General features: G+C 42.4%; 19 protein-coding genes and 2 riboswitches. Of the genes, 11 read left to right on the forward strand and 8 right to left on the reverse strand.

The annotated features are described in order from the left end of the window. The first annotated feature begins 277 nt into the window (after positions 1–277). Entirely contained in the window at positions 278–646 is a 369-nt protein-coding gene (locus JOC77_RS00580; protein ID WP_204537403.1) for a hypothetical protein, read from the forward strand. Between the two features lie 190 nt (positions 647–836). Here JOC77_RS00580 and JOC77_RS00585 read toward each other — a convergent pair whose 3' ends face one another. Next, complete coding sequence (locus tag JOC77_RS00585) at positions 837–1268, reverse strand: YwpF family protein (protein WP_204537404.1); 432 nt, start codon at positions 1266–1268, stop codon at positions 837–839. Positions 1269–1584: 316 nt separating this feature from the next. On the opposite strand from JOC77_RS00585, the gene ssb reads away from it, so the two are divergent. The 3 genes from ssb to JOC77_RS00600 all read left to right on the forward strand — a co-directional run bounded on the left by ssb (position 1585) and on the right by JOC77_RS00600 (position 3382). Then, on the forward strand, positions 1585–1914 hold the full coding sequence (gene ssb, locus JOC77_RS00590) for a single-stranded DNA-binding protein (protein ID WP_204537405.1): 330 nt from the start codon (positions 1585–1587) through the stop codon (positions 1912–1914). Positions 1915–1982: 68 nt separating this feature from the next. Beyond that, complete coding sequence (locus tag JOC77_RS00595; protein ID WP_204537406.1) at positions 1983–2300, forward strand: hypothetical protein; 318 nt, start codon at positions 1983–1985, stop codon at positions 2298–2300. A 584-nt stretch (positions 2301–2884) separates the two neighbouring features. Further along, positions 2885–3382 carry a helix-turn-helix domain-containing protein gene (locus tag JOC77_RS00600; protein WP_377336406.1) on the forward strand — a complete coding sequence of 166 codons (498 nt, stop codon included), beginning with the start codon at positions 2885–2887 and terminating at the stop codon, positions 3380–3382. A gap of 263 nt (positions 3383–3645) precedes the next feature. On the opposite strand, the gene JOC77_RS00605 is transcribed toward JOC77_RS00600, so the two are convergent. Both JOC77_RS00605 and JOC77_RS00610 read right to left on the reverse strand, forming a co-directional pair. Further along, a complete protein-coding gene (locus JOC77_RS00605; protein WP_204537408.1) occupies positions 3646–6549 on the reverse strand; it encodes a DEAD/DEAH box helicase in 2904 nt (967 codons plus the stop codon). Next, on the reverse strand, positions 6539–8149 hold the full coding sequence (locus tag JOC77_RS00610) for an SWIM zinc finger family protein (protein ID WP_204537409.1): 1611 nt from the start codon (positions 8147–8149) through the stop codon (positions 6539–6541). Before JOC77_RS00610 ends, JOC77_RS00605 begins: the two co-directional genes overlap by 11 nt. A 156-nt stretch (positions 8150–8305) precedes the next feature. Between JOC77_RS00610 and JOC77_RS00615 the strand changes: the two genes are divergently transcribed. Then, positions 8306–8857 (forward strand): transposase, encoded by a 552-nt coding sequence (locus tag JOC77_RS00615; protein ID WP_204537410.1) that lies wholly within the window; start codon positions 8306–8308, stop codon positions 8855–8857. Between the two features lie 467 nt (positions 8858–9324). Here JOC77_RS00615 and JOC77_RS00620 read toward each other — a convergent pair whose 3' ends face one another. The 3 genes from JOC77_RS00620 to JOC77_RS00630 are packed head-to-tail and all read right to left on the reverse strand — an operon-like array spanning position 9325 to position 12156. Then, the gene (locus JOC77_RS00620) at positions 9325–10557 is read right to left on the reverse strand and encodes an efflux RND transporter periplasmic adaptor subunit (RefSeq protein ID WP_204537411.1); all 1233 of its coding nucleotides are present in this window, start codon (positions 10555–10557) and stop codon (positions 9325–9327) included. Positions 10558–10571: 14 nt separating this feature from the next. Beyond that, positions 10572–11234 carry a hypothetical protein gene (locus JOC77_RS00625; RefSeq protein ID WP_204537412.1) on the reverse strand — a complete coding sequence of 221 codons (663 nt, stop codon included), beginning with the start codon at positions 11232–11234 and terminating at the stop codon, positions 10572–10574. Positions 11235–11274: 40 nt separating this feature from the next. Further along, on the reverse strand, positions 11275–12156 hold the full coding sequence (locus tag JOC77_RS00630) for a helix-turn-helix domain-containing protein (RefSeq protein ID WP_204537413.1): 882 nt from the start codon (positions 12154–12156) through the stop codon (positions 11275–11277). 546 nt (positions 12157–12702) lie between these two features. Here JOC77_RS00630 and JOC77_RS00635 point away from each other — a divergent pair. Continuing rightward, positions 12703–14157, forward strand: coding sequence for a magnesium transporter CorA family protein (locus JOC77_RS00635; RefSeq protein WP_204537414.1), 1455 nt, complete (start codon positions 12703–12705; stop codon positions 14155–14157). Between the two features lie 85 nt (positions 14158–14242). On the opposite strand, the gene JOC77_RS00640 is transcribed toward JOC77_RS00635, so the two are convergent. Further along, a complete protein-coding gene (locus tag JOC77_RS00640) occupies positions 14243–15901 on the reverse strand; it encodes an alkaline phosphatase (RefSeq protein WP_204537415.1) in 1659 nt (552 codons plus the stop codon). Between the two features lie 365 nt (positions 15902–16266). Next, a riboswitch (cyclic di-GMP riboswitch) is annotated at positions 16267–16350 on the forward strand. A 16-nt stretch (positions 16351–16366) separates the two neighbouring features. Between JOC77_RS00640 and sinI the strand changes: the two genes are divergently transcribed. Continuing rightward, a complete protein-coding gene (gene sinI / locus JOC77_RS00645; RefSeq protein ID WP_204537416.1) occupies positions 16367–16543 on the forward strand; it encodes a DNA-binding anti-repressor SinI in 177 nt (58 codons plus the stop codon). 357 nt (positions 16544–16900) lie between these two features. Beyond that, complete coding sequence (locus JOC77_RS00650) at positions 16901–19072, forward strand: S8 family peptidase (RefSeq protein WP_204537417.1); 2172 nt, start codon at positions 16901–16903, stop codon at positions 19070–19072. 146 nt (positions 19073–19218) lie between these two features. On the opposite strand, the gene JOC77_RS00655 is transcribed toward JOC77_RS00650, so the two are convergent. Next, positions 19219–19848, reverse strand: a complete 630-nt coding sequence (locus tag JOC77_RS00655) for a hypothetical protein (RefSeq protein ID WP_204537418.1) — start codon at positions 19846–19848, stop codon at positions 19219–19221. 19 nt (positions 19849–19867) lie between these two features. Continuing rightward, positions 19868–19949: riboswitch (cyclic di-GMP riboswitch) on the reverse strand. A 358-nt stretch (positions 19950–20307) separates the two neighbouring features. Here JOC77_RS00655 and galE (JOC77_RS00660) point away from each other — a divergent pair. The 3 genes from galE (JOC77_RS00660) to JOC77_RS00670 all read left to right on the forward strand — a co-directional run bounded on the left by galE (JOC77_RS00660) (position 20308) and on the right by JOC77_RS00670 (position 23477). Further along, positions 20308–21321 carry a UDP-glucose 4-epimerase GalE gene (gene galE, locus JOC77_RS00660; protein ID WP_204537419.1) on the forward strand — a complete coding sequence of 338 codons (1014 nt, stop codon included), beginning with the start codon at positions 20308–20310 and terminating at the stop codon, positions 21319–21321. Positions 21322–21629: 308 nt separating this feature from the next. Then, entirely contained in the window at positions 21630–22643 is a 1014-nt protein-coding gene (galE, locus tag JOC77_RS00665; protein WP_204537420.1) for a UDP-glucose 4-epimerase GalE, read from the forward strand. 42 nt (positions 22644–22685) lie between these two features. Further along, entirely contained in the window at positions 22686–23477 is a 792-nt protein-coding gene (locus JOC77_RS00670; RefSeq protein ID WP_204537421.1) for an ABC transporter permease, read from the forward strand. Positions 23478–23494 lie beyond the last annotated feature (17 nt).

A 23494-nucleotide genomic window follows, 5' to 3' on the forward strand; every position in this document is an offset into this window, starting at 1 on the left:
CCCCGAAATATAATTTTTGAACAGAGTAAAGTCTATGTAGATATCTTAGACGTTAAGCTCCTCTCTTTCTTTTAAAAGTAAATGTACAACTAATAGACGTGAGAAACTGGAAAAAGTTTCATGTAATTTAAATTCTACATATCTTTTGGAAATTCCTGTATTTTTATTTCGGCATATTTACCTATTTAATGCATTTTGCTTAATATTTTTTATTCCAACCGGAAACGATAAGGAAAGACCAAAAAGGTCCTTAACCTTGGTGAAAGGAGGTACACATATGTTTAAAAAAATAATGGCAGTTCTTAGTGTTTCTGTACTTTCGGCCGTTCTTTTAGCAGGCTGTAATAATAATGATGACAGAAACCCGCCCCCTGAAGATAACAATAACGGTGTGGTGAACGATAGAGACCTCGATCAGAATAATAAGAATAGGGAAGACGTGGATTTAAACGATACGAATGATATAGATAATGGCAATATAAGAGACCATGACAGAAATGATGATGACGGACAGGTTCCGGGAGATGCAGACCCAACTGACAACAATCATAACAAAGATAATAAGGGCAAAGATAACGACGATCCGTTTGATACAAGATACAACGATGAGAAGAAAAAAAATGATGATGTGCCTGACAGCAGGTAAGTGATCATGCAAAAAAGACAGGAGCCATGTGGTGCGCTCCCGTCTTTTTTGTTGAGAAATAATATATAAGCTGTTTAAAAAGTGTATGAGCTGTTATCGAAAATAAATGAGCCGTTTTTTTAAAAATATGAGTCGTTTTTAAAAATAAATAAGCGGTTATTGAAAAAATATGAGCTATCGCAGAAAAAGACTATTCTCTTAATGCAGCAATCGGCTTCGACCGAATTTTGTGTTTGAATTCATCGAGCAGCTGGTCTCCCTGCAGTCCTTTATTAATAAGGTCCTCTAATAGAAGCTCGGCGTACTTATTTCGGCCTTTTTTAATGACTCCTTCTAATAGAAGAATAATTCCGCCATCCACTTCCGCGGCGGAGCATATGGTTGTTTCAAACAGAACAGGGTCATTTCCTTCTTTAGAAATAACGGCCAAGACGAAAATCTTTCCCTCAGGATTTAATTCTTTTTCAATAGATGCAAAGGATTCTTTACTAATAAAAGCTTCAATAAGCCAACGACTTTGTTCATCTTCTTTATTGATAATCAAACCGTCTTCCAAATTCACTGAAATTAATTCCTGCTCGTCAGTAACCAGCTGAAAGGACATCAATCTAAAGGTTTTCATCATTAGCCTCCATTTCATCAAAAGTATGAGTTGCTGCATTCGTGCGGACTGATTTCATTCATTATAACACAACAAAGATAATGCCCTAAAATTTAAATGAGAAGGAAGATATTGTCGAATTTTATTTGTAAAAAAAGCTCGAAATAACAAAAAAGCTATTTTTAACGTAAATAGGCCTTGAAAAACCGATTTCTCTCTATACCAAAAAGATATTTTAAAAGCAGAAAACAGCGTAATAAGTCATTAGCCCTATTTTACGAGAAGGAGGCAGTTTTTATATGATGAAAATACAACAGAGAAAGGAGGGAGGCAACAGATGATTAACCAGGTAACATTGGTAGGCAGGCTCACTAAAGATCCTGAGCTTAGATATACGCCGGAAGGAAAAGCAGTATCTACTGTAGTATTAGCCGTGAACCGCAACTTTAAAAACGCACAAGGAGACTTCGAAGCAGACTTTGTCCACTGCATCCTCTGGAGAAAAACAGCCGAAAACACCACACAATTCTGCAAAAAAGGCTCAGTCGTGGGAGTAACAGGACGCATCCAAACCCGCAACTACAACAACCAAGAAGGCAAAAAAATCTACGTAACCGAAGTCATCGCCGAAACCGTCCGATTCCTAGGACCCAGACCCGTCATATAAGGGGAACCGCTTCCAAGCTTGTGGGGACAGTCCCCATTTCCCAGATTATTTCCCAAGGAGGTGAAAGGATGGGGTGTGAGGGTTGTAAGGAGTGTGTGACCCGAATTAAGCGGGTGGAGGAGCTGCTGACGGATTTAATTAAGTTTGTGGGCAGGACGAATGTTAAAACGTTAACTGGGGCTGAACAGCTGCAAAGCTTTCACGGCCTGCTTGAGAAAGCTGAAACAGAGCTTGGACAAGTTAAGTTTCAAAATCGGCATATAGAAGAACGTCTGGCAGCACTGGAACATGCATACTTAAGAAAAAAACTAAACCAAAGGATGTTTCTCGCAGAAGGCAGAATGCATTATTCCGAATTCGCAGCTTCTTGCGAGACGTTTGAGTGAAACAGTATTCATAGCAGGGGATCGCAGCCTTCGATAGCAGTCCTTCCTAACCTCTGAAAAAACAAAGTCAATCCAGCTCAGAACCAGTTCAAAACCAATTCAAAACCAGTTCAAAAACAGTTCAAAACCTATCAGTAAAAAAGTAATCTCATCCAAAACTATATTTCCCCAATATTCCACGCAAGTCAAAGCCTCGCTTTAATCTTCTAGAGAAAAAGAATGAATGATAAATAAACCTCATTGCGGACTGCTTCCACAGCGGTCTTTTTCTTATGCACTTAACTCTTCCTTAATAAGGCAGGTTTGTTCATAAGGCAATCAGGGAATACGCATAGTATTATTAAAGGAGGTCAAACTCATGAAAAAATTAATTTCTACTGCCATTAAATGGGCACCTGTTGTATACCCGATTGTTAAAAAAATGCTGGATCAGCGTAAAGGCAAAGTTAGATAATCATATTAGCTTTTGGCTGGAAATCACACTCTCCTGAATGCAGGGGAGTTTTTTGCGTCCTCTGACAATCGCAAAAAGTCAAAAACATTGCCCATACACACGCATATGTGTTACATTATGTGTATGAAGGATTTGCCAAAAAAGGAGGCGCAGCATGTTAAGCACAAAAGAGATAAGTGAAATGTTAAATGTTTCTGAGGAAACCGTGCGCAGATGGATCCGCACTGGAGAGCTTGAAGCCACTCAGGATGGAAAAAGCTATGTAGTGGATGACAGCAAGCTGGAAGACTTCGTGGAGAAAAAATCTGCCATTCCAGGAACATCTCTATCCAAGATGCAAAATTTGATCGGACTAGTGGGTTCTAATATCCTTGCAAACCAAAAAGCAAAAGATATGGCTGGACTTGGCGTTGAAATTTTAGCGAAGAGCCTGAGCAAAATTAAAAGCTCTGATTTTGGCTACACACCGCCCGAAGATCAAGGCCCTGAGGATTATGAAGCTAAGATCGATTCTCTTAATAGACAAAAAAAGAAGCTTGAATTAGAGTACCAAATGAAGCTTCTTGATATTGAGGATGAGATTGCTAAATATCAGCGTTTGGCGAAAGATTCTAACAGACAATCATAACACCATGGAAAGCAGCTAGAATTCTAGCTGTTTTTTTATACTCAAAAAAAGCCTGCCCCAGGGATCCCGCCTAAAATGCGAGAATACGGGACAAGCCTAATACTGAACTTTGTCCTTCAACGCTCTGGTGAAGGACCTATCTCTAATGGATCTGCTGAATTTTGTCCTTTAACATCCGCATGAAAGACTGTTCTCTAAGGGACTTGCTGAACTTTGTCCTTCATCATCCGGATGATGAAGGACTTTCCTCCAGGACATCTATGCTACGAAAGGGCAACCAGATCAAGAAGCTCTTTATCACTAAGCTCTGTCAGCCAGGTTTCACCCTGTAGAATTTCGTCATTCAATGCCTGCTTTTTATCAAGCATTGCATCGATTTTTTCTTCCAGTGTGCCTGTAGATACTAGCTTATGCACGTGCACAAATTTCTTTTGGCCGATGCGGTATGCGCGGTCTGTTGCCTGATTTTCAACAGCAGGATTCCACCATCGGTCATAGTGGATCACATGGTTTGCTGCCGTCAGGTTAAGACCCGTACCGCCGGCTTTTAAGGACAGAATGAAAATAGGGAATTTCCCTTCCTGAAAATCAGCGATCATTGTGTCACGCTTGGCCTTTGGCATGCTTCCATTTAAGAAAGGCACCTCTAGCCCGAAACGAGCTTCCAGCAGATTCTTCATCATATTACCCATACCGATATACTGGGTGAAGATCAGGCAGCTTTCCCCCTGCTCCTGTACCGCATCCACCAGTTCAAGCAGTTTTTCAAGCTTCCCGGAGCGCTCAGCCTCATTATGCTCCACGCCTTCCTTTAAATATAAAGAAGGATGATCACATAGCTGTTTAAGCTTTCCGAGCAGAGATAAAATCAACCCTTTGCGCTCAATAGCGGAAAGTTTTTCAATCTCGGAGAACGTGTCCTTAACCAGCTGTTCATATAGGGAAGCCTGTTCTCCTGTGAGCGGCACAAATTCTTTTTGCTCCAGCTTATCAGGCAGATTCAGCGCTACATCTTTATCCTTTTTCGTACGTCTTAATAAGAAAGGCTGAATTAAATTCTGCAGCTCTTTAATTTTATCCTTCTGCTGCTCACGCTCAATGGCTGCCACATATTTCTCCTGGAACTGTCCAAGAGTGCCAAGATAGCCTTTGTTGATAAAATCAAAGATCGCCCAGAGCTCGCTTAAGCGGTTTTCCATCGGTGTTCCGGTGAGAGCGATATGGTGGGTGCCGCGGAGCTTCCGGACAGCCCTCGATTGTTTAGTGCCGGCATTTTTTATATTCTGCGCTTCATCCAGAATCACACTTGACCAGTGGGTGGATTCCAGCTCTTCAGAATCCTGATGTGTGATTCCATATGAGGTAAGCACAACATCGTATCCGGCTATAGCTTTGTGAAAATCGTCCCCTTTAGGGCGGTTGCTGCCGTAATGAAGAAAGACCTTCAGATTCGGCGAGAACCGCTCCAGCTCTTTCTGCCAGTTTCCAAGAACAGACGTCGGGCAGATGATTAGCGAGGTTTTTACAACCGACCGTCCATTTACTTCAGCTTCAGTTATGACAGATTGTTGATTTTCCTCCTGAACTTTAAGAAGATAAGCGATAATCTGGACGGTTTTCCCAAGCCCCATATCATCTGCAAGACAGGCGCCGAAGCCGTGTTCACGCAAGAAATACAGCCAGCTGAGACCCTGAATCTGATAAGGCCTTAAAGTGCCCTGAAGATGTTCAGAGGGGCTGATCAATGGAATAGACTTAGTTTCCCTTAGGGAAGACATAAGCTTTCTTAATTCCTGGTTCAGTTCGAACTGAATTTTTAACATTTCAGCCGGATCATCGGTTTCTGTATCTTCCTCATCTTCTGCAGAGGACAGCTCCTGATGAAGCAAATCGCTCAGCTGCAGTCCCTTTTGGTCCGCTGTTTTCATCATTTCCTGAATCTGGCGGATAAATGAAGGATCCAGTTTGACCCATTGGCCTTGCACGTAAATCAGCCGTCTTTTTTCCTCCACCATCTTCTGGAAGTCTTCCTCTGAAAAATCAACACCATTCATGGAAAAACGCCAGTCAAAGTCCATAAGAGCCTGAAGACCAACATAAGAAGGGCCTCGTGATGAAGGTGTGCTCTTCACGCGGGCTTTAATTCTGAAGGAAGCATCCCGAATGGCCTGCCACCAGGAAGGAAGCAGAATTTCTGCTCCGAGAAAAATGAGCTTTTCACTTTCGTTCGTTAAAAACTCCCATGCTTCACTTTCCTCAAGCTCGCGCTTAAAAGTATCACCTTCTTGGAGGGAAGGTACAACACTGGCCCATCCTTTTACCTCTTCTTCAGCCTGCGGGAGGAAAGGCTGCCAGCTTTTAGGCGGCTTTTTCCCTTTTCCTCTGAATGGAATCAGTACAGATTCGTCTTTTTTGGATCTGAGCATCGTTTCAAGAATCCAGGGTCCATCCCCATCAGGAGGCTCCGTAATTCGCAGGCAGGTGGTGAATGGCTTTTCATCTTCTATTAACTTCAGCCATTTCTGCCAGCGGTCTTCTGTAAAATAAGCCTGAAGCACTTCAGGATCGAGCCTTGTTTCGGAAAATTCCAGAACAGTCCGTTTCCAGTGGTCCTGGCTCATGGCATGCTTCGATAAATACTGGGAGACCGCAGCGTTGTACCAGCTATCTAAAAAGTCCTTCGTTTTTTGCTTTTGCACTTTATGTGCACTTCCGATGGAGGCCTGGGGAATAGCGATTGCTTCTTCCCAGAAATCAGCATCAAACTCATCCAGCATCGATTTGGGCAGAGCCCATCCCGCTTCATCATTTTGAAGACGGGCAAAGTCGGGAACAGGCACTCCTTTTTCAAACCCGTCCAAGAGCAGATGGGCAGTTGATAAACAGAAGCTGGCAAAGTCGCTCCATTCCCATTCTACAAAGCTATTGAACGTTTCTTTGCCGAAAACATTCAGCAGGCTCCAGGCCTCTACAGGCACTCCGGGCATTTTTTCAAAGCCCTTTGTATCCAGCATCGTTCCGTAAAAGCTTGAAGAATCCCAGGTGAAAATGAGCTTTCTTAAGGAATTTATGGAGATGTTATGATTATTTTCGTCTTTTCCTATGATGATAAAATGTCCGTTATCATGCTGCTGGACATCTATATGAATTTTAGTTTTATTCAACATGAATGAGCTTACCCCTTTGCAATTCTTCCTGAAAGGCTCGTAAACGCTTAGTCGATACCGAAAGATTTTCGATATATTCGGTCCATCGGTCTTCCTGCTTTAATTTTTTATAGATCGTCTTAAGCTTTTTCAAATGGCGGACAGCTGTTTTATAAGCCTGCCTGTTTTTCAGCTCAAGACTTGTGAAAACCGCATGGTGATACAAAGGAAGAAGAAGGGAAGGGTCTTTTGACTGCAGAATTTTAACCGTATCATTCCCGATCATGTTCAAACCTTCTCCGGCAAATACCTGCAGTTCAACCCATTTGTGAAATTCTTCCCGTTCAAATAATACTTTAGAGTATTCCCAATAACTATAAGGGAGAGTCTCCCGGTAAAATTTCTCGAGCAGCTCCGGCCGTTTTGTTTCCTGGCAGAAAACCCGGATCGGCATGGAAAAGGTCCGGACAAAATCCGTTCTTTCATAATAGGAGGCCAGCGCATTTAAGAACGGGTTAACCCGTTTGATCACATGCTCAATAAAGAGCGCGGCCCGTTTTTCATTCCCGGTCTCAATGGAATATTGCAGCCAGGCATATAAAAAGGGATTAGCCGATGGCGGAAGTCCGCCCAGCAGCTCCATCGCCTGATCATCACGATTGGTTAACAGCGCTAAATGGATAAGGGCAATTTGATACGAAGAGGTCTGAGCCTCAGAATGCCTTTCATTTAGAGTCTCTTCAAGCCGCTCGATCTCCTTTAACCGCCATTTGGAGCTTTTAAACAAATATCTCCAGAGCGAACGGTAAAAGTCGACTCTTTCATATTGCAGGGAAGAGCCGCCCTCGAGCAGGCGCCATGCTTCATCCTTAATGCCCTCCAGGAACTCATCAAAAGCAAACGGCTGTGCCTGTCTGCCGATGGAGGGAATAATCTCCTGAAGCTCTTCTGCTAAATTAGAAGCCAGGTCATGGAAAAAGGACAGCGATACCTTAGGACTGGGATCCGATTTTAACAGCTTTAAGCAATTGAGGAGAACCACATACATCACAACAAAATCGTAAAGATGGCGCCACTCCCTTTCTACAGGAGCTCTTTCTTTTATTTTCTGATTAAAGCTGCCCCACATCCGGTCCAGCATATATTCGGGCATGGTATTATTTTTCAAGATATAGCTGTGAAACGTTTTATCGATAAAGCTCTTCCAGGAAGAGAAGCTTCTTTTAAAAGCTGACTTTTGTGTTAACACATCTCTTGCACTGATTAGAGAAGGCTTCTCTTCTTCAATAGGTGCAGCTTCCTGCTTGCTTTTCCATCTATCAATCCATAAGTTCACACTTGCTCTAGTGGAATAAACAGCGAGGAACACAGCCATCTGGTGGCGGCACAGCATTCCCTCATCGCAGGAACATGAGCTGTTTGCAGGAGAATTTATATCCAGAACAACCTTGGCGGGAACCAGATCCTGAACCGTAGCCGTCACATGATCCTCAAAATCCGCCAGCCGATACACAAGCCCCTGGGTATACAGCATAAACCCACGCTGAACAGCCTGCTGGACATCCTCATCCCGATGATCCAAAACATCAAGAAAAACCTCCCCAACCATCAAAACATCCACACTAAAACCTCCCGACAGACAGCCCCCCTATTTGTGGGGACTGTCCCTATTTCCCGAGCTCAAAACCCTATTAAACTAACATTCTTATGGGGACAGTCCCTATTTCCCAAGGGCTGCCCGGTTAAAAAGTACCTAATGGAAAAGGAGAAATAAATTATGGCTAGAAAAAAACGAGTCTGGTATCCGGGTGCAGCTTATCATCTCATCTGCCGCGGCAACCGCGGTGCGGATCTGTTCCTTGACGATAAGGACCGGAACACCTACTTAAGTATGTTAGAAGAAACAAGGGAAAAATATGAGTTTTTCCTTCATTCCTATTGTTTAATGAGTAATCATGTTCATTTATTGCTGCAAACCATTAGTGATCCAACAGGTTTAATCATGAGTAAATTAAATACCCGCTATGCCATTTATTTTAACAAGCGCTATCAACAGGATGGACATGTTTTTCAAGGAAGATACTATGCACAGATGATTGATTCCATTGAATATCTGGTTCAGGTCAGCCGGTATATCCACCTTAATCCGTTAAAGGCACAGCTTGTTGAAAAGCCGGAGGATTATAAATGGAGCAGCTACCAGGCGTTTTTACAAGGAAAGCCAGACAAACATGCCACTCCTGCCAAGATCCTGCTTTATTTTAACAGCCCCCAAAACTACAAGCTATATGTAGACAGCAGAGCAGGGGACACAACAGAAACCCATTAAAAGAACGTATTTCCTCATTATACTACATTTCAAACGGCAGACCCATTCAAATGCAGCATTGGGAAATAGGGGACAGTCCCCGCCTGAGAATGTGTCAAAAGCTTAATGCAGCAGCAAAAAAAGGGTAACCTGAGCACTCGGGAAATGGGGACAGTCCCCACAAAAAAAGTTTTTAAAGTTTTTTGGTTTTTATGTTTAGTTTTGTTAAGGGCGGGTAAAAGTGAGTTATAGGCATCTTGTGCGGATAAAAAAGAAGCAGCTGAGAAAACAGCAAAGGGGATAGCATATTGAAGGCTTTTAGTGGATTATGTACGTCTCGTTCGAGAGAGACGAAGAAACCTTTATTAAAAGAGTACTTGACTAGTGAGAAAAGGCTGACGAAAGAATTTTTAGACAAAATGAAACGTGTTAATTATAAATAAAAAATTCCTGAGCTGATTAGACCGCCCAGGAATTTTTTTTGTCTTTTAGCCTTCTTTGATTCCCGTTAAGAACGGAATCAGCCATTTCTTGTCTTCAAACATATCTATAAATTCACTCATACGCACTTTACCTGCATGCAATGGAGTGAAAAAAGGACCTTTGTTCTCCACAACTTCCTCCGGCTTCAGCACGACCGCATCTCCAGCCTTCAGCCCTGACTTGACCTCTCGTTTGCCGCCGGATGCAGCCCCAGCTTCAACCTTCGTTTTATGCACCAATCCGTCCCGTCCCAGCACATATACATAGTGCTTTTTCTTCTCTTTAAAAATAGAGTCTTTCGGTACAATGATGGCATCCTTAACTTCTTTCGTGATAATTTGAACCTCCACATGTGAGCCGATCAGTGTGAAAGGCTTTTGATTTTCAATGGAAGCTGTGTACGTATATTGGCTTTTCTTTTTAACATGTGGTTCCATTTCGGGAGTGGAGGATACATCGGCCAGTTCTCCGGATGATTTTCCTTTTCCTTTTTGGGCTGAAACTTTTACCTTCATGCCTTCTTTTACCGCTTTACGGTGGTTTTCTGAAAGAATTCCCTCAACAGAGGCAGCTGAACTGGAAACCGTAATGAGCGGATTTTTTAGATCCTGGCGAATTTTTTGTACGGTACCGTCTATTTCACTCTCTACTGTAACTTCAGATTCGGAAGTGCCGAGTGAAGAAAGCTGTGTATCAATGCTTGAAAGCTTGGACTCTAATCGCGACTGATCCGCTTCAAGCTGATAGATCTCCTTTTCAATTTCAAAAGCTTTCAAATCATCTTTGTTCGTCTCTGCTTCTACAGTGTCCGAGGCAGCTGGCGTATTGCTTTCGATAGAAGACTGATAGCTTGTCAGACTTTGTATATGTGTTTCCGTACTATCAATCGCACCCTGCACAGCCGTTTTTTCCGCCTCTAATCGGGCAGCGAGCTCGTCACTGTTCTCAGGAATAAAAGAATACAGAGGAGTACCTGTCTTTACTTCCTCTCCTTCCTTCACAAGAAACTTATTAAAGCTTCCTTTTTCAGGATCATGCTGGACGAATTGCTGCTCGGAGGGGACCACCACACCTTTGGAAGGGAGCGTTCTAGCCAGATCTTCTTTTTTAGCCTTTTTCCATGTTTGCACATAAGAGGTGCGCTTTATTTTATTATCTTCTTTATATAGTAAAAATAGATTGAGCCCAATAAACAGGGCAAGGACCGCCGCAATTAATATCTTAAGCGTTTTATTCACTGAGTTCTCCTCCCTTACAGAAACTTTCCAAGATTAATAGCTAACAAGACAGCTTGTATGATCCAGAACAACATATGAAGAAGAATGAGAAGCAGCAGGATGAAACCTGGCTTTTTCTCCGAAAGTGAACGAAACATATAAAATTGGAAAGCGATAATCGCAATCTGGAAAACGGATATCTGCCCTAGGAAAAATCGCAGCGGATCGAAATCCGTCAGATAATGTCCGATTACTCCAAATGAAAGAGGAGAGGCAGATGTTCCTATTCCTGCAAAAATAGCCATTAGCATAGAAACAGCCTTACTTACAAGTCCGATCGTAAGCGCGATCAGCTGGACAGCCAGAATTTTTTTATATTCGATATCAAAAAGGATGTGAAAAAATAACCCGAAGAAAAAGAGAATAATACCTGCATATAATAACCCGGATAAAAGCTGGCCGCAGAGAAAGACTAGCTTGGCTGTCTCAAATTCCGAGGGTGATAGTCTTGTAATCTGGCCGGAAAGCGATTCGGACCCTATACCGAGAAATCCGCTTAATGTGAATAAAAAAGCACTTGAGAGAAGGGCGAGGATGATCCGTACCCATAACCCTGATAAAGCTTCGGCGCTGCTTAATCCATAACGGAAAATATTGGGCTCCGCCATACCCTTTAAAACTCGCACACGATACACCATGTTGAACTCCTCCGTATAAACGGGCACTTTGCCCTAAATATCAGTTCTCTTTTAAAGCATCAATCCTGTTTTTTATGTAGTCGATATGATGCAAATACTTTTGCACCTCAAATATAAAAAGGGAGCGCTCATAATAATAAATAGCCTTTTCAAATAGTTTCATTAATTCGTAATTATACCCCATATTATAGGAAAGTTCGCCAAGAAGATACATATAATCACGCTTAATCAACCATTCTATAGCTTCCTCGCAGCATGCGATCGATTTCTCATAGAGCTCGGCTTTTGTTAAGGCCTTTGATAGATTAAAGTGAAGTCTCGGTATGAGGGTCCAGTCTTTCAGATTCAGACGATTATTCATATATCTCTTAGCCCGTTTAAACGTTTCAATAGCCTCAGGTATGCATTTCTCATCCATATATATAACTCCGATAGACATGATGATCGCCAGCTCATCCTCTGTCCATACATTATCATTACTATGACTAAGGCTCAGAGCTTTCTGTAAGGTTTCGAGCGCCAGTTCTGGGTTGCGGTCCAGGCTGTACTCGTAGACTCCTTTATTCCATAGAAGAAGCTGCTGATTTTCTTTGCTGCTTGTAAAAATAGGATTGTTCATTTCAGATTTTACAATCTCTTTAACGTCTTCATAATTTTTGTTCCTTCGAGCCGCGGCAAGTTGTTTTTTTACTTCTTCCGCGTAATCCTGGCGCTGGCTTAAGCCGCTTTCAAAGAAATAGTTTAGATCGAGACCAAGTCTTTTGGTAATTTGATAGAGTGTTGGAGCAGAAGGATATACCTCCCCCTTTTCAATCTTGCTGATTTGTGCCTGACTGCAAATGCCTTCGCACACTTCCTTCTGGGAAAGGCCCAGGTGCGTTCGCACCTCACGTATTTTATGTCCAATTAAGGAAAAGTCCATTTTTGAACATCTCCTCCCTAATATTCATATAATTATATAATAGTGGATAATAGGGTATAAACTACCAAAAAACAACCCTATTACAACTTTAAAGTGTAAATTTCGGTAATTAATAGAGTTTTGCATAAATTTTAAATTATGATTAAATAACAGTAATGATTCGTTATTTCTTCTATTAACAAAGGAAAGATGAAATTTTACTCTTTCTTCCATGTTAATCTAATCCAGCTTTTATGAAAAGCAGGATGCCGGGAAGAACTAACAGAGTCACAAATCGCCTTTATTTGTAGTTAGTATTTGTTCTTCAAACCCTTAGTTTTAGTACTCGACACTTGGAACAGGCGAAAGTCTGTCCCACTTGCCCGCAGGCAGCGCTCCTGCGGGATTTTTTATGCCCTTTTGCGGGGACTGTCCCTATTTCCCTTATTTCCCGAACACAAATCCTGATATACCAACGGGAAATGGGGGACAGTCCCCATTTCCCGTTTTAGCTTCTGGTTGAAAGGGAACACTGTTAAAAATGGCGGTAACGGGAGGTGTATAGGGATGTCTAATTTTACGGAGAGAGGGAATGAGATTCAGGATTTGGTGATTCATGAGTCGCTGGTTCAGCTGGTTTTTCCTTTTACAATTGAGCGGACTTTGTCTGAAAATCTTGTGGATGAGCTGATTCGCAAGGATTATCGATTTTTTCAAATTCAGGATGGGGATATGGAGACTGCCTTTTATGGCAATCACCGAGTTTCGCATCGTGCGCTTGAGAAGAACTTTCTCCCCAATATTGAACCGCTGCTTTACCCTCCTTCCTATAAAGAACGTCATGCCTTCCGAAGATTCTCGAAGGTGATCAACCTTGATTGCGAAATGATTTCGGAGCATGTTCAGACAGCTTTTAAAATTCTTTCAATTGATGTGATTATTTGTCCATTCAAAATTGGAATGATTAACATGCGAGTGGAGCTTCCGAAGGACATGCCGATTTCAGAAGCACTGGAATTCGTAGATATCATCCGCGTGATGGAGCCTATTCTTGAACCGGAAATGCAGACAGACATTGTGTACCAAGGACATACATATAAGAAAATGAAGGACTTTATATTCGAAGAGGTCTGTCCCTTCCTGATCGACTATATGGATACATATCAAGCGGGATCTACTTACTTCGGAAGTCTTCCTTTTTTTATAGACGAGCGGATGTATGTGGTCGGATTCTTTGCCCTTCCGGAAGAGTCCAAAATCAGCCCGCAGGATCTATACCGCTTCGGACATGTGAACGGGTTTGATACAAGAGGCGAGCCATTCATCGGAGCTTCTAACCTAGACTATATTAAAAGCTATCTCAAAAAGCATACATATGACAGGTGGGCGGACGAAACCTTTTATCTGGTGAGCGAATATATTTTCGCCTGCATTTCCACAGGAAACAAAGGTTTAAAGAATATGCTGGCGAGCCAGATGTATGGAGAATATTATTACGCCTTCCTGCTGTTTTATTATTACAGAATTGCTCTTATGAAATTAACCTACGATCAGTCGCAAATCAGCATTGAAACAAAGGAAACAGGAATAGAGGACTTGATTGTCAGCATCACAGATTTCTCCTCCAAGTTCTATTATCCAGAGGTAAACAGCAGGGTATCCGGCCGGGAAATCTTTGCAAAGGTAAAAGAAATCTACAACATTGAAGAATTATACAGACAAGTCAAGAACACACTGAATGACCTTTATCAAAACCAGGATAAGCTCACCACGAATCGAAACAATTACCTGCTGCAAATCCTTACAACCTATACAGTCATAAGCGGAATCTACGGAATGAACCTGGTTATACAAGACTGGGAAGGACGAATCAAATGGAGTAAAATTCCGAAATACTCCTTCTTCGAATGGATCTCCCTCATCGTCGCCATCTCCGGAATAGCCATCGGCACCATGCTCGCCTTCCAGGCACTCTGGAAATACCTGGCGGAAAAACGCCGGCGGAAGAGGAAGGTCGTATAATCCGATCCGCTAAAAAAGTGGGGACTGTCCCTATTTCCCGAACCGCCAAAAAAACCGCTATCCCTTGAGAGATAACGGTTTTTCTTTATGGGGAATGGGGGACTGTCCCCATTTCCCGAGGGATGTAGAACTTTCCGCCGCCATAGACGGTTATGCCAGTCTGCTTTACTGCTTTGCCGTTGTTGTAGTGGAAGTTTTTGTGTGCCGGGTAGGTTAGTTTAACGCCGGGTCTTTCGGCCACAAGAATTGGGTTGGCTGAGTCAGTGTCATCAATTCGCACGCTATAGCCTTTATTCCGGTAAAAATCGGCTGCAACTACAAACTTCTCTTTACTTAATGCGGCCAGATCAATTCCCCAAAACCCTGCCACCAATGGAGCGATATCAATATTATTAATTAAGCCAGTCGGTCTGCCGGGTCCAAATGCATACAGAAACACATCTTCGCCTGTATGCCCATAGGTTGTAAATCCAAGCTTAGCCCGTTTTCCTAACAGCCGTGTCAATTCCTTGCCGACCTGAAGGTCACTGCCAGCACGCTCCAGCCGCTGCCACTCATCTCTAGATAGATGGTCAAGCCCATACATGCCGGCCACTTCACGCAGATTAGAACGGTCCTTTTTCAGGAGCCACATCGCTCCCTCAAGCGTTATCTTGGCTTTCTTCAAGGGCTTAATAAACGCTGAAGGCTCACTCACTGCATACGTCTTGTCTGTTTTCCGGCTCCCGATCGTCAGCCCGCTGTTGCCATGGTCTGTCACAGCAATAACAAGGGTTTCCCCATCTTTTTTCGCAAAATCAACCGCTTGCTTCACCGCTGCATCAAAGCTCAGGATTTCGCTGACCATGCCGACCGGATCATTCTGATGTGCGGCCCAGTCCACTTTGCTTCCTTCTACAAAAAGAAAGAACCCGTCTTTATCCTTTTTCAAAGAACTCAAGGCCTTGCCTGTCATTTCAGCCAAACTGGGCTGCTGAGGAAAAAACTGCTTCCGGTCAAACTCATTAGCGATGGCCGTCGGAGAGAAGGCGCCCCATAGCTTTCCAGGGCTGGCCTGTTCCATCATGCTTTTCTTGTCTGCAAACACATACCCGCTGTTAAAAATAGTTTTTACTAAATTCTCGCCATCGCGGCGGCTCTCTGGCAGCAGATATTGCAAACCGCCGCCAAGAACTACATCCAGCCCCTGGTAAACCTGCTGTTCAGCAATATCCTCCATTAAGGAACGATTCGCCACGTGTGTTGAAAAGGCAGCAGGGGTCGCATGCTGGACAGGGGAGGTGGCTACAATTCCTGCTGCTTTGCCTGCCTTCTTTGCCGCTTCCAAAATCGAGGCTGCCGGCATCAGACTCCGCCCAAGCTGTTCTGGACTTATCGTCCTTTCTTGCTCCTTATTTCCGTTATTTCCATCACTGATCATTCCCCTTCCATCAGCAGGCGCCATACCGATGGAGTGAACAATCGATTTCCGCCCCGTCGCCAGGGCAGTGCCGGCTGCAGCCGAATCAGTAATGGCCGAGTGGTAGCTGTACGTCCTTGCTCCTCCTGCCAGAATGTCGTCCAGTGCAAGCTTCCCGCCTTTATACCATCGAGCCAGGGTCACAGCATCTGAATTGGTTCCGTCCATCACCATCATAATAAAATTTTTTGGCTTTTTTGCTGTATTTGCCTCCGCATCCATATTTCTGGGAACACAACCGAATAACAAGGCAAATGTCAGAGAAAAAATGACAAACCGTTTCATTCACCATCATCCTTTTATTTACAACATGTTTGTGTTTATATTTCGAAAAAAATGGTAATTTTATTCACTTTTTCTTAAGTGGGAAATCGAAAACAGAAGAGATGAAACCCTGGTTCATTTATCTGGTTAAAATAAAAGCTGGCGGCTGCAAGAGCGATCTTGGAGAGCACAAACTATAGCAGGCAAGACTTTGAAGTATAAACCCCGAGGTTAGAGGGTGAGCTAATTGTTATTCAACGAAGACCTTTTTCAGGAATCTAAACTAAATGTAGAAAAAATGAGTAAATAGTCGGAATATGTAGATTAATATTATTGGGAATTTAGTTATTTTTACCAATACATAGGGTAAATCTCCTAATGAATACGTTTGAGAAAAGCAAACCTATTGAAAGGTAGGGACGCAAAACCACAGATCTAAAGCAAAATGCCAGGATGGCTGGGTTGCCGCGAAAAGGAGAAAATAGAATGACTCTGCCGAAAGAAATTGATCAAGATTGGGTTGCTTTAATGCTTGAGGCCAAAAAAGTGGGTCTGTCTCTTCTAGAAGTTCAAAGTTTCATCCGGGGCGGCCATCCATTAGTCTTATCCAGTGAAGAGAAGGAAAATTCCATTCAAAGAGAGATTGTTACTTCTGCCTTGTGATTCAAAATTATGCAGCCATTTATTCTTATACGAGTATTGAGCATTCATTTATTTTCTACATAATTGCTTCTTGTCAGGCTGCTAAACCTTATGGTTACTAATTCCCAACACCTCTAATGCCGTTATAACCAATACGGCTGCTAGAGGTGTTTTTTCTTATGCAGAGGGAAGCCGGTTGATTTTCAAGTAGTATGTAAGAAATATAGAGTAACTACTTAATAATTCTAATATGCAGCCGATATCTATTTGTATTAAATCAATAGAAAAGGAGGTGCCGAAAAACAGGTTATTCATACGCTTAATCCATCAAGAACTAATAGCCGCCCTTGTCTTCTGGAATAAATAATGGGGGAATAAATGATGTCAGCTAAATGGTATATTCCTTTTTTTATAGTTATCGCTATATTTTTTATAAAGCATCCCGCAGAAACAAATGCGGAAGAAAATAAGTTCATAGGACAAGAAACTTTTTCAGATATAAATGAAGCACAAACAGACCGAGTGATCATTAAATTTAAGGATCAGCCAGTACAAAGTTCATTAAGAGGTATGGAAGTTGAAGATAGCCAGGTTGGAAACAAGCAGACCATTACCGTAAATGTTCCGGAAGGAAAGAGTGCGGAGGAACTTGCAGAAAAGCTGGAAGAGAAAAATGATGTGGTCTTTGCAGAACCGGATTATTTAGTTAAATCTGCATACACGCCGAGAGATCCCTACTACCCTTTCCAATATCATCACCAAGCTATTGGAAGTGAAGACGCGTGGAATTGGGCAAGCAGCTTAAAAGATGTTACCGTAGCAGTCCTGGATGATGGTTTTGACTTGAACCATCCAGACCTGGCCCCAAATATTAAATCTGCATATGATACAGTAACTAACCGCACGAATGAGCTGCCCATAAGTTCCCACGGAACACATGTATCAGGGATTATTGCGGCTGGCATGGGTAACGCATATGGCGGTTCAGGTGTAGCCCCGAATGCAAATATATTGGCAATTAATGTGTTTTCAGGAGAAGACGCCTATATATCGGATGTAATTGAAGGGATTTATTATGCAGTAGCGAACGATGCCAAAATTATTAACATGAGCCTGGGCGGCTATGAATATTCTTCTTTATTCAATAATGCCATCCAATATGCGTACCAGCAAGGTACAGTGATTGTCGCCGCAGCAGGGAATGAAGCCACAAGTGAGTTGCATTATCCATCGTCCTATGAAAATGTTATTTCGGTCAGCTCAACGGACCGATTTAACAATCGTTCCACATTTTCAAATTACGGAGAGGCGATAGATATTGGAGCTCCGGGCACATCCATTCTCTCTACTATCCCGGAAAACCGATATGCCTATATGAGCGGAACTTCAATGGCGTCTCCAGTTGTGGCAGGGGCAGCGGCTTTAGTTTGGGGTGCGGAACCAGGCCTGACAAACGACCAGGTGGCACAGCGTATTCTGACTACGGCTGTGGATTTAGGTCAGCCCGGGGAGGATTCCTTTTATGGCTATGGGCTCTTGAACGCAAAGGCTGCTCTTAATGTAAGGAAATTAGAAGCTCCTTTCGTCAATCAGGTTTCTGACCAGGACACTTCAGTTACTGGGTACATGCAGGTTCCGGCAGTCAAAGGCCGCGTGATCGTGAGTAATGGCAATCAGACCTTAGCCCTCGGCAGCGTAAACGAACAAGGCCAGTTTTCAGTATTCATTTCCAAGCAGGCAGCAGGTACAGCTTTGTATGTAAAAGTGGTTGGCGAAACGGGAAATGAGAGTGCTGCTGCCAGCATAATAGTTACTGATAAAACGGCTCCCGCCGCACCCACAGTCAATGAAATCTCTGATTCAGCCGTACAAATAACTGGAAAAGCAGAACCGGGCGCGAGTGTGGAAGCGAAAGCGGACGGAAAGGTCTGGAAGGGTTTTGCAGACAAATACAGCCATTTCATGATTGCTATTCCTAAACAGAAGGCTGGAACGAGGGTCGATATAACGGCTGCAGACTCATATGGGAATAAAAGCGGAAAAACCACAGCGGTAGTAAAAGATCGAACCGCCCCTGACGTATATATGAATAAAATGACAAATAAAGATTTAGTAATGACTGGCACCACAGAAAAAGATGCTGTAATTACCGTTGTGATAAGCAAAAAACCATACAAGGCAGCAGCAGATCAGAATGGTCGTTTCAAGCTTAGCATTCCAGTGCAGAATGCCGGCACGCTTATTTCATATATTGCTAGAGACCTAGCGGGGAATCAAAGTAAACCGAAGACAATAACCGTAGTCAAGATAGCTCCCAATAAGCCGGCAGTAAACAGCGTTTCCACTTTTACTACTCTTATTACAGGCAAAACAGAAGCAAAAGCAGAGGTCCATATAAAAATGGGTTATAAAACTTACAAGACCAAAGCTGATGCCAAAGGTAATTTCAAGCTCCGAATAGCTAAACAGAAAAAAGGAACTAAAATCAGTATCTTGGCCAGGAACGCGAGTGGCCAAATCAGTATTTCGAATATTACCATAGTAAAATGATTAAAAGCATCGGACCTGTTTCCGATGCTTTTGCTATATCATTGGATTTTCCGGCAGCCAATACAGGTGAACCTACTAATAAAATAAAAATAAAAAGCCCGCCTCCACAGAAAAGGAAGCCGGGCATGTATGTTTTAATAATGAAATTATTCCGCTGCTGGTGCTGGCTCTGCAGGTTCACTAGATTCTGCTGGGGGTGATGTTTCACCGGGAACAGCTGAATCATCCTTTGGAGAGGAAGCTTCAGCTGCCAGCGTTTTAACTCGCTCTATTTCAGAAGCAGCCAGTTTTTTAAGCTCTGCGGACTTAGCAGCAAGTGCATCGAACTCTGCAGCCGCATTCTTATTCTTTTTCTTATCAGCAGAGATCTGTTTATCGATAGCTTTTAATTTATTGATCTCGGCATTTAATTTGCCTTTATAGCTATTATATTTGGATGAAGCAGTCTGTTTCGTTAGATCTTTTTCAGGTGTTCCTTCTTTATTAACATCAAAATAGCTATTAATAGACTTGATGATGTTTTTTATAGAAGAATCCACTGTATAGATCCGCTTTTCAATGGACTTGCCCGCAGTTGTTTTTACAGTAATTTTCTTCTTAGGTTTTTCAGGAGTCTTGCCCTTCTCAACAACTGGCTTTTTAGCTTGTTCAGGCTTATCTTCTTTTTGTGTTTCTAGGGTTTTTTCTGAGCCCTTTGCACTTGCCATTGACACAGTTCCTATTGTAAGCGCCAATGCAAATAATGCTGTTAATACTTTTGAAAACGATGTTTTCATTACCTGTTCCTCCTTTGGTAACGGCAGCTGGCTGGCATAGATCAATCCTTAGCCCCATAGCTTTGTGACACCAAGTTTCCCTGGTTGTACCTATTGCCCTATCATATACCAGTATTTAGTTCATTTGGTAGGGGAAGTTTTATAAAATAGAAATTTGTTTAAAATTATGTGAAAAAGGACATGGAAGAATAAATATTACACGTTTCTAACCGATAAACTAAAAAACCTCTTTAAGAAGGATATAAAACAAACTTACAAAAATTTTTGTTTTATACGAAACCTTAAATTAAATAAATACCTGGAGAATGGGGATTGTCCCCAAAAAAGGGACATAGGCAAATCTATATTTTTCTATCAATTTTTGTTATAATTAACAGGGGAATTTATTTAGTATAGACATAAAAAAGCACGGATGGCTTGATCAAGGGTGCATTCTATAGTCAAAGTGAGGGTAAGATTATGACAATATTGGTAACAGGGGGCGCGGGCTACATTGGAAGCCACGCGGCTGTGGAACTTTTAGAAAATGGGTACAACATCGTAGTCTTAGACAATCTATCAAATAGTAATATGGAATCGATTAATAGAGTAAAAGAACTTACAGGAAAAGATTTTCCTTTTTACACGGATGATTTATTAGATCGTGAGGCGCTGGATAATCTGTTTAAGAAGCATGATATTGAAGCTGTTATGCATTTTGCCGGGCTTAAAGCGGTTGGGGAATCTGTCGAAATTCCTTTGAAGTATTATCATAATAATTTAACAGGCACGATTAATCTGTGTGAGGTAATGGCTAAATATAATGTGAAGAAGCTGGTTTTCAGTTCTTCTGCAACCGTGTATGGCCTTCCGGAAAGTAATCCGATCGACGAATCTTTCCCATTGTCAGCAACGAACCCATACGGCCGGACAAAGCTGATGATCGAAGAAATTTTACAGGATGTATATGTTTCTGACAACAGCTGGAGAATTGCCCTGCTGCGCTACTTTAACCCGGTTGGCGCGCATGAGAGCGGCAGAATTGGGGAGCATCCGAATGGAATTCCCAATAACTTAACTCCATATATCACTCAGGTAGCAGTAGGTAAACGTGAAAAGCTTGCTGTGTTCGGGAATGATTATGAAACAGCAGATGGTACTGGGGTACGCGACTATATACATGTGACCGACTTGGTAAAAGGACACTTGAAAGCGCTGGAATATCTAGAGAAAAATGAAGGCGTGGAGACATTTAATCTTGGAACAGGTACCGGCTACAGTGTGCTAGATTTAGTGAATACGTTTAGCGATGTAACCAACCGCGAGATTCCGTACGAGGTAGTGGGACGGCGCGCCGGTGATATCGGAGTCTGTTATGCAAATCCGGAAAAAGCAGAAAAAATGCTTGGATGGCGTGCGGAGAAGACGTTAACGGATATGTGCAGAGATTCCTGGAAATGGCAGTCAGATAATCCTAATGGATATGAATCTTGATAGATAGAAAAAACAGGCCCTATTCCGATGAGGATAGGGCCTTTCTGATGCTTATTTTTTATCTGATACAGGACTGAAGTTTGTTTGCATTCCTTTTTATGGGAATGATGAGGCAAGCGTGGTCTGCCGGGGTTTCCGGGCATCTAGGCTAAATCTATATTTTTCTGAGTGATTCGGTTATAATTACAAGAGTGTTTAAACCGAATCATACATGATCTTTCAAAAACTGACATGACTTATACATAGAAAAGGATGAAATGTTAAACCAAAAGAATGGTCCATTCTTTTACTATAAAGGGGTTGTCATCATGACTATATTGGTTACTGGAGGCGCTGGCTACATTGGAAGCCACGCAGTTGTAGAATTATTGAAAAATGGATATGAGGTTGTCGTTCTAGACAATTTTGCTAACAGTCAAATGGAAACAATCAATCGAGTGAAAGAAATTACCGGCAGGGATTTCTCGTTCCATTCATGCGACTTATTAGACCAGGATGGACTGGATAACCTATTTAAGACGTATAATTTTGATGCTGTCATTCATTTGGCAGGCCTTAAAGCAGTTGGTGAATCAGTAAGTATACCTTTGAAATATTATCAATCGAATCTAACAGGAACCATCAATCTGTGCGAGGTTATGGCCAGGCACAATGTGAAAAAACTGGTTTTCAGTTCTTCAGCTACCGTTTACGGACTCCCGGAAACAAATCCCATCGATGAGTCTTTCCCGCTTTCAGTGACGAATCCTTACGGCCGGACTAAGCTGATGGTCGAGGAGATGTTACAGGATCTGTATGTATCAGATAACTCCTGGCATATTGTGATGCTGAGATATTTCAATCCGATAGGCGCCCACAAAAGCGGCAGAATCGGTGAGAACCCTAACGGAATTCCGAATAATCTGATGCCGTATATCACTCAGGTTGCCATTGGAAAAAGAGACAAGCTTTCTGTTTTCGGCGATGATTACGAAACAGAAGATGGTACAGGTGTAAGGGATTATATTCATATTACGGATCTTGCGAAAGGGCATGTTAAGGCGCTTCAGTATGTGGAGAAAAACGCCGGGGTTGAAACCTTCAATCTCGGAACCGGCACAGGCTACAGTGTGTTTGATTTAGTGAACACCTTCAGCGAGGTCAATAATGTGGCGATCCCTTACGAAGTGATAGACCGCCGGCCGGGAGATATTGCCGTCTGCTATGCAAATCCAGAAAAAGCAGAAAAACTGCTTGGATGGCGGACAGAAAAAAGCTTAGCTGAAATGTGCAGGGACTCCTGGAAATGGCAGTCTTATAATCCAAATGGATATACAGGATAAACTGCGAGTAAGCAAGCGGCTGTTAATTAAAGGAGAATAGGTATGTTTAATATATATAAGGAAATGTGGGATCGCCGGAAGATGATCCATGCATTATCCTTGCAAGAGATCAAAAAAGAATATGCAGGGACCGTTTTAGGTTCTGTATGGGGCCTTGTGAATCCCCTTATGAGAATAGCTGTTTATTGGTTTGTATTTAGCATTGGTACCCGGGCCGATAACCCGGTAGGCGGGGCACCTTATGCGGCATGGCTGGCGATCGGAATGGTGGCCTGGTTTTTATTGAATGACGCCTTCCGTCTTTCCCAAAAAGCCTTTCGGAGCAAAAGGAGCATTATTAAGAACACTCCTTTTCCAATAGCCATCCTGCCTGCGGTACAGATTACCTTTTCATTTTACACTCATCTCATTTTACTGGTTGTCATCCTCATTGCGATGGCCTTTGCTCTGCAGACAGTATCTGTCTATTGGCTTCAAATCCTTTATTATGATTTTGCAGCGCTTATGCTGCTATTAGGCCTTGGGTCTGTGACCGCACCGCTGGTTGCGATCAGTAAAGATTTTGGACGCTTCTTAGATACAGTCCTAATCTTTCTTTTTTGGATGACTCCTATTTTATGGCCTGTAGAAAATGCAGGCCCGCTCGAAAATGTAGTAAAACTGAATCCTTTCCATTACATTGTTCAAGGATATCGGGATTCTATTTTTTATCACTCCGGTTTTTGGGAACATCCGCTTTACACCTTGTATTTCTGGGCCTTAGTATTGGTGTTATTTATTCTGGGCAATTATTTATACAAGAGGATGAAGCCAATATTCTTGGATATCATGTGATTTTTTTTTCGTGAAAG

Source organism: Peribacillus deserti (assembly GCF_016909175.1).
In the GTDB taxonomy this organism is placed as follows: Bacteria; Bacillota; Bacilli; order Bacillales; family DSM-1321; genus Paraperibacillus; species Paraperibacillus deserti.

Excerpts from the sequence above, each read along its gene's own strand:
- JOC77_RS00580 (WP_204537403.1), top strand. The coding sequence starts at position 278 with ATGTTTAAAAAAATAATGGCAGTTCTTAGTGTTTCTGTACTTTCGGCC.
- JOC77_RS00585 (WP_204537404.1), bottom strand. The coding sequence starts at position 1,268 with ATGAAAACCTTTAGATTGATGTCCTTTCAGCTGGTTACTGACGAGCAG.
- ssb (WP_204537405.1), top strand. The coding sequence starts at position 1,585 with ATGATTAACCAGGTAACATTGGTAGGCAGGCTCACTAAAGATCCTGAG.
- JOC77_RS00595 (WP_204537406.1), top strand. The coding sequence starts at position 1,983 with ATGGGGTGTGAGGGTTGTAAGGAGTGTGTGACCCGAATTAAGCGGGTG.
- JOC77_RS00605 (WP_204537408.1), bottom strand. The coding sequence starts at position 6,549 with ATGTTGAATAAAACTAAAATTCATATAGATGTCCAGCAGCATGATAAC.
- JOC77_RS00615 (WP_204537410.1), top strand. The coding sequence starts at position 8,306 with ATGGCTAGAAAAAAACGAGTCTGGTATCCGGGTGCAGCTTATCATCTC.
- JOC77_RS00625 (WP_204537412.1), bottom strand. The coding sequence starts at position 11,234 with ATGGTGTATCGTGTGCGAGTTTTAAAGGGTATGGCGGAGCCCAATATT.
- JOC77_RS00630 (WP_204537413.1), bottom strand. The coding sequence starts at position 12,156 with ATGGACTTTTCCTTAATTGGACATAAAATACGTGAGGTGCGAACGCAC.
- JOC77_RS00635 (WP_204537414.1), top strand. The coding sequence starts at position 12,703 with ATGTCTAATTTTACGGAGAGAGGGAATGAGATTCAGGATTTGGTGATT.
- JOC77_RS00640 (WP_204537415.1), bottom strand. The coding sequence starts at position 15,901 with ATGAAACGGTTTGTCATTTTTTCTCTGACATTTGCCTTGTTATTCGGT.
- sinI (WP_204537416.1), top strand. The coding sequence starts at position 16,367 with ATGACTCTGCCGAAAGAAATTGATCAAGATTGGGTTGCTTTAATGCTT.
- JOC77_RS00650 (WP_204537417.1), top strand. The coding sequence starts at position 16,901 with ATGATGTCAGCTAAATGGTATATTCCTTTTTTTATAGTTATCGCTATA.
- JOC77_RS00655 (WP_204537418.1), bottom strand. The coding sequence starts at position 19,848 with ATGAAAACATCGTTTTCAAAAGTATTAACAGCATTATTTGCATTGGCG.
- galE (WP_204537419.1), top strand. The coding sequence starts at position 20,308 with ATGACAATATTGGTAACAGGGGGCGCGGGCTACATTGGAAGCCACGCG.
- galE (WP_204537420.1), top strand. The coding sequence starts at position 21,630 with ATGACTATATTGGTTACTGGAGGCGCTGGCTACATTGGAAGCCACGCA.
- JOC77_RS00670 (WP_204537421.1), top strand. The coding sequence starts at position 22,686 with ATGTTTAATATATATAAGGAAATGTGGGATCGCCGGAAGATGATCCAT.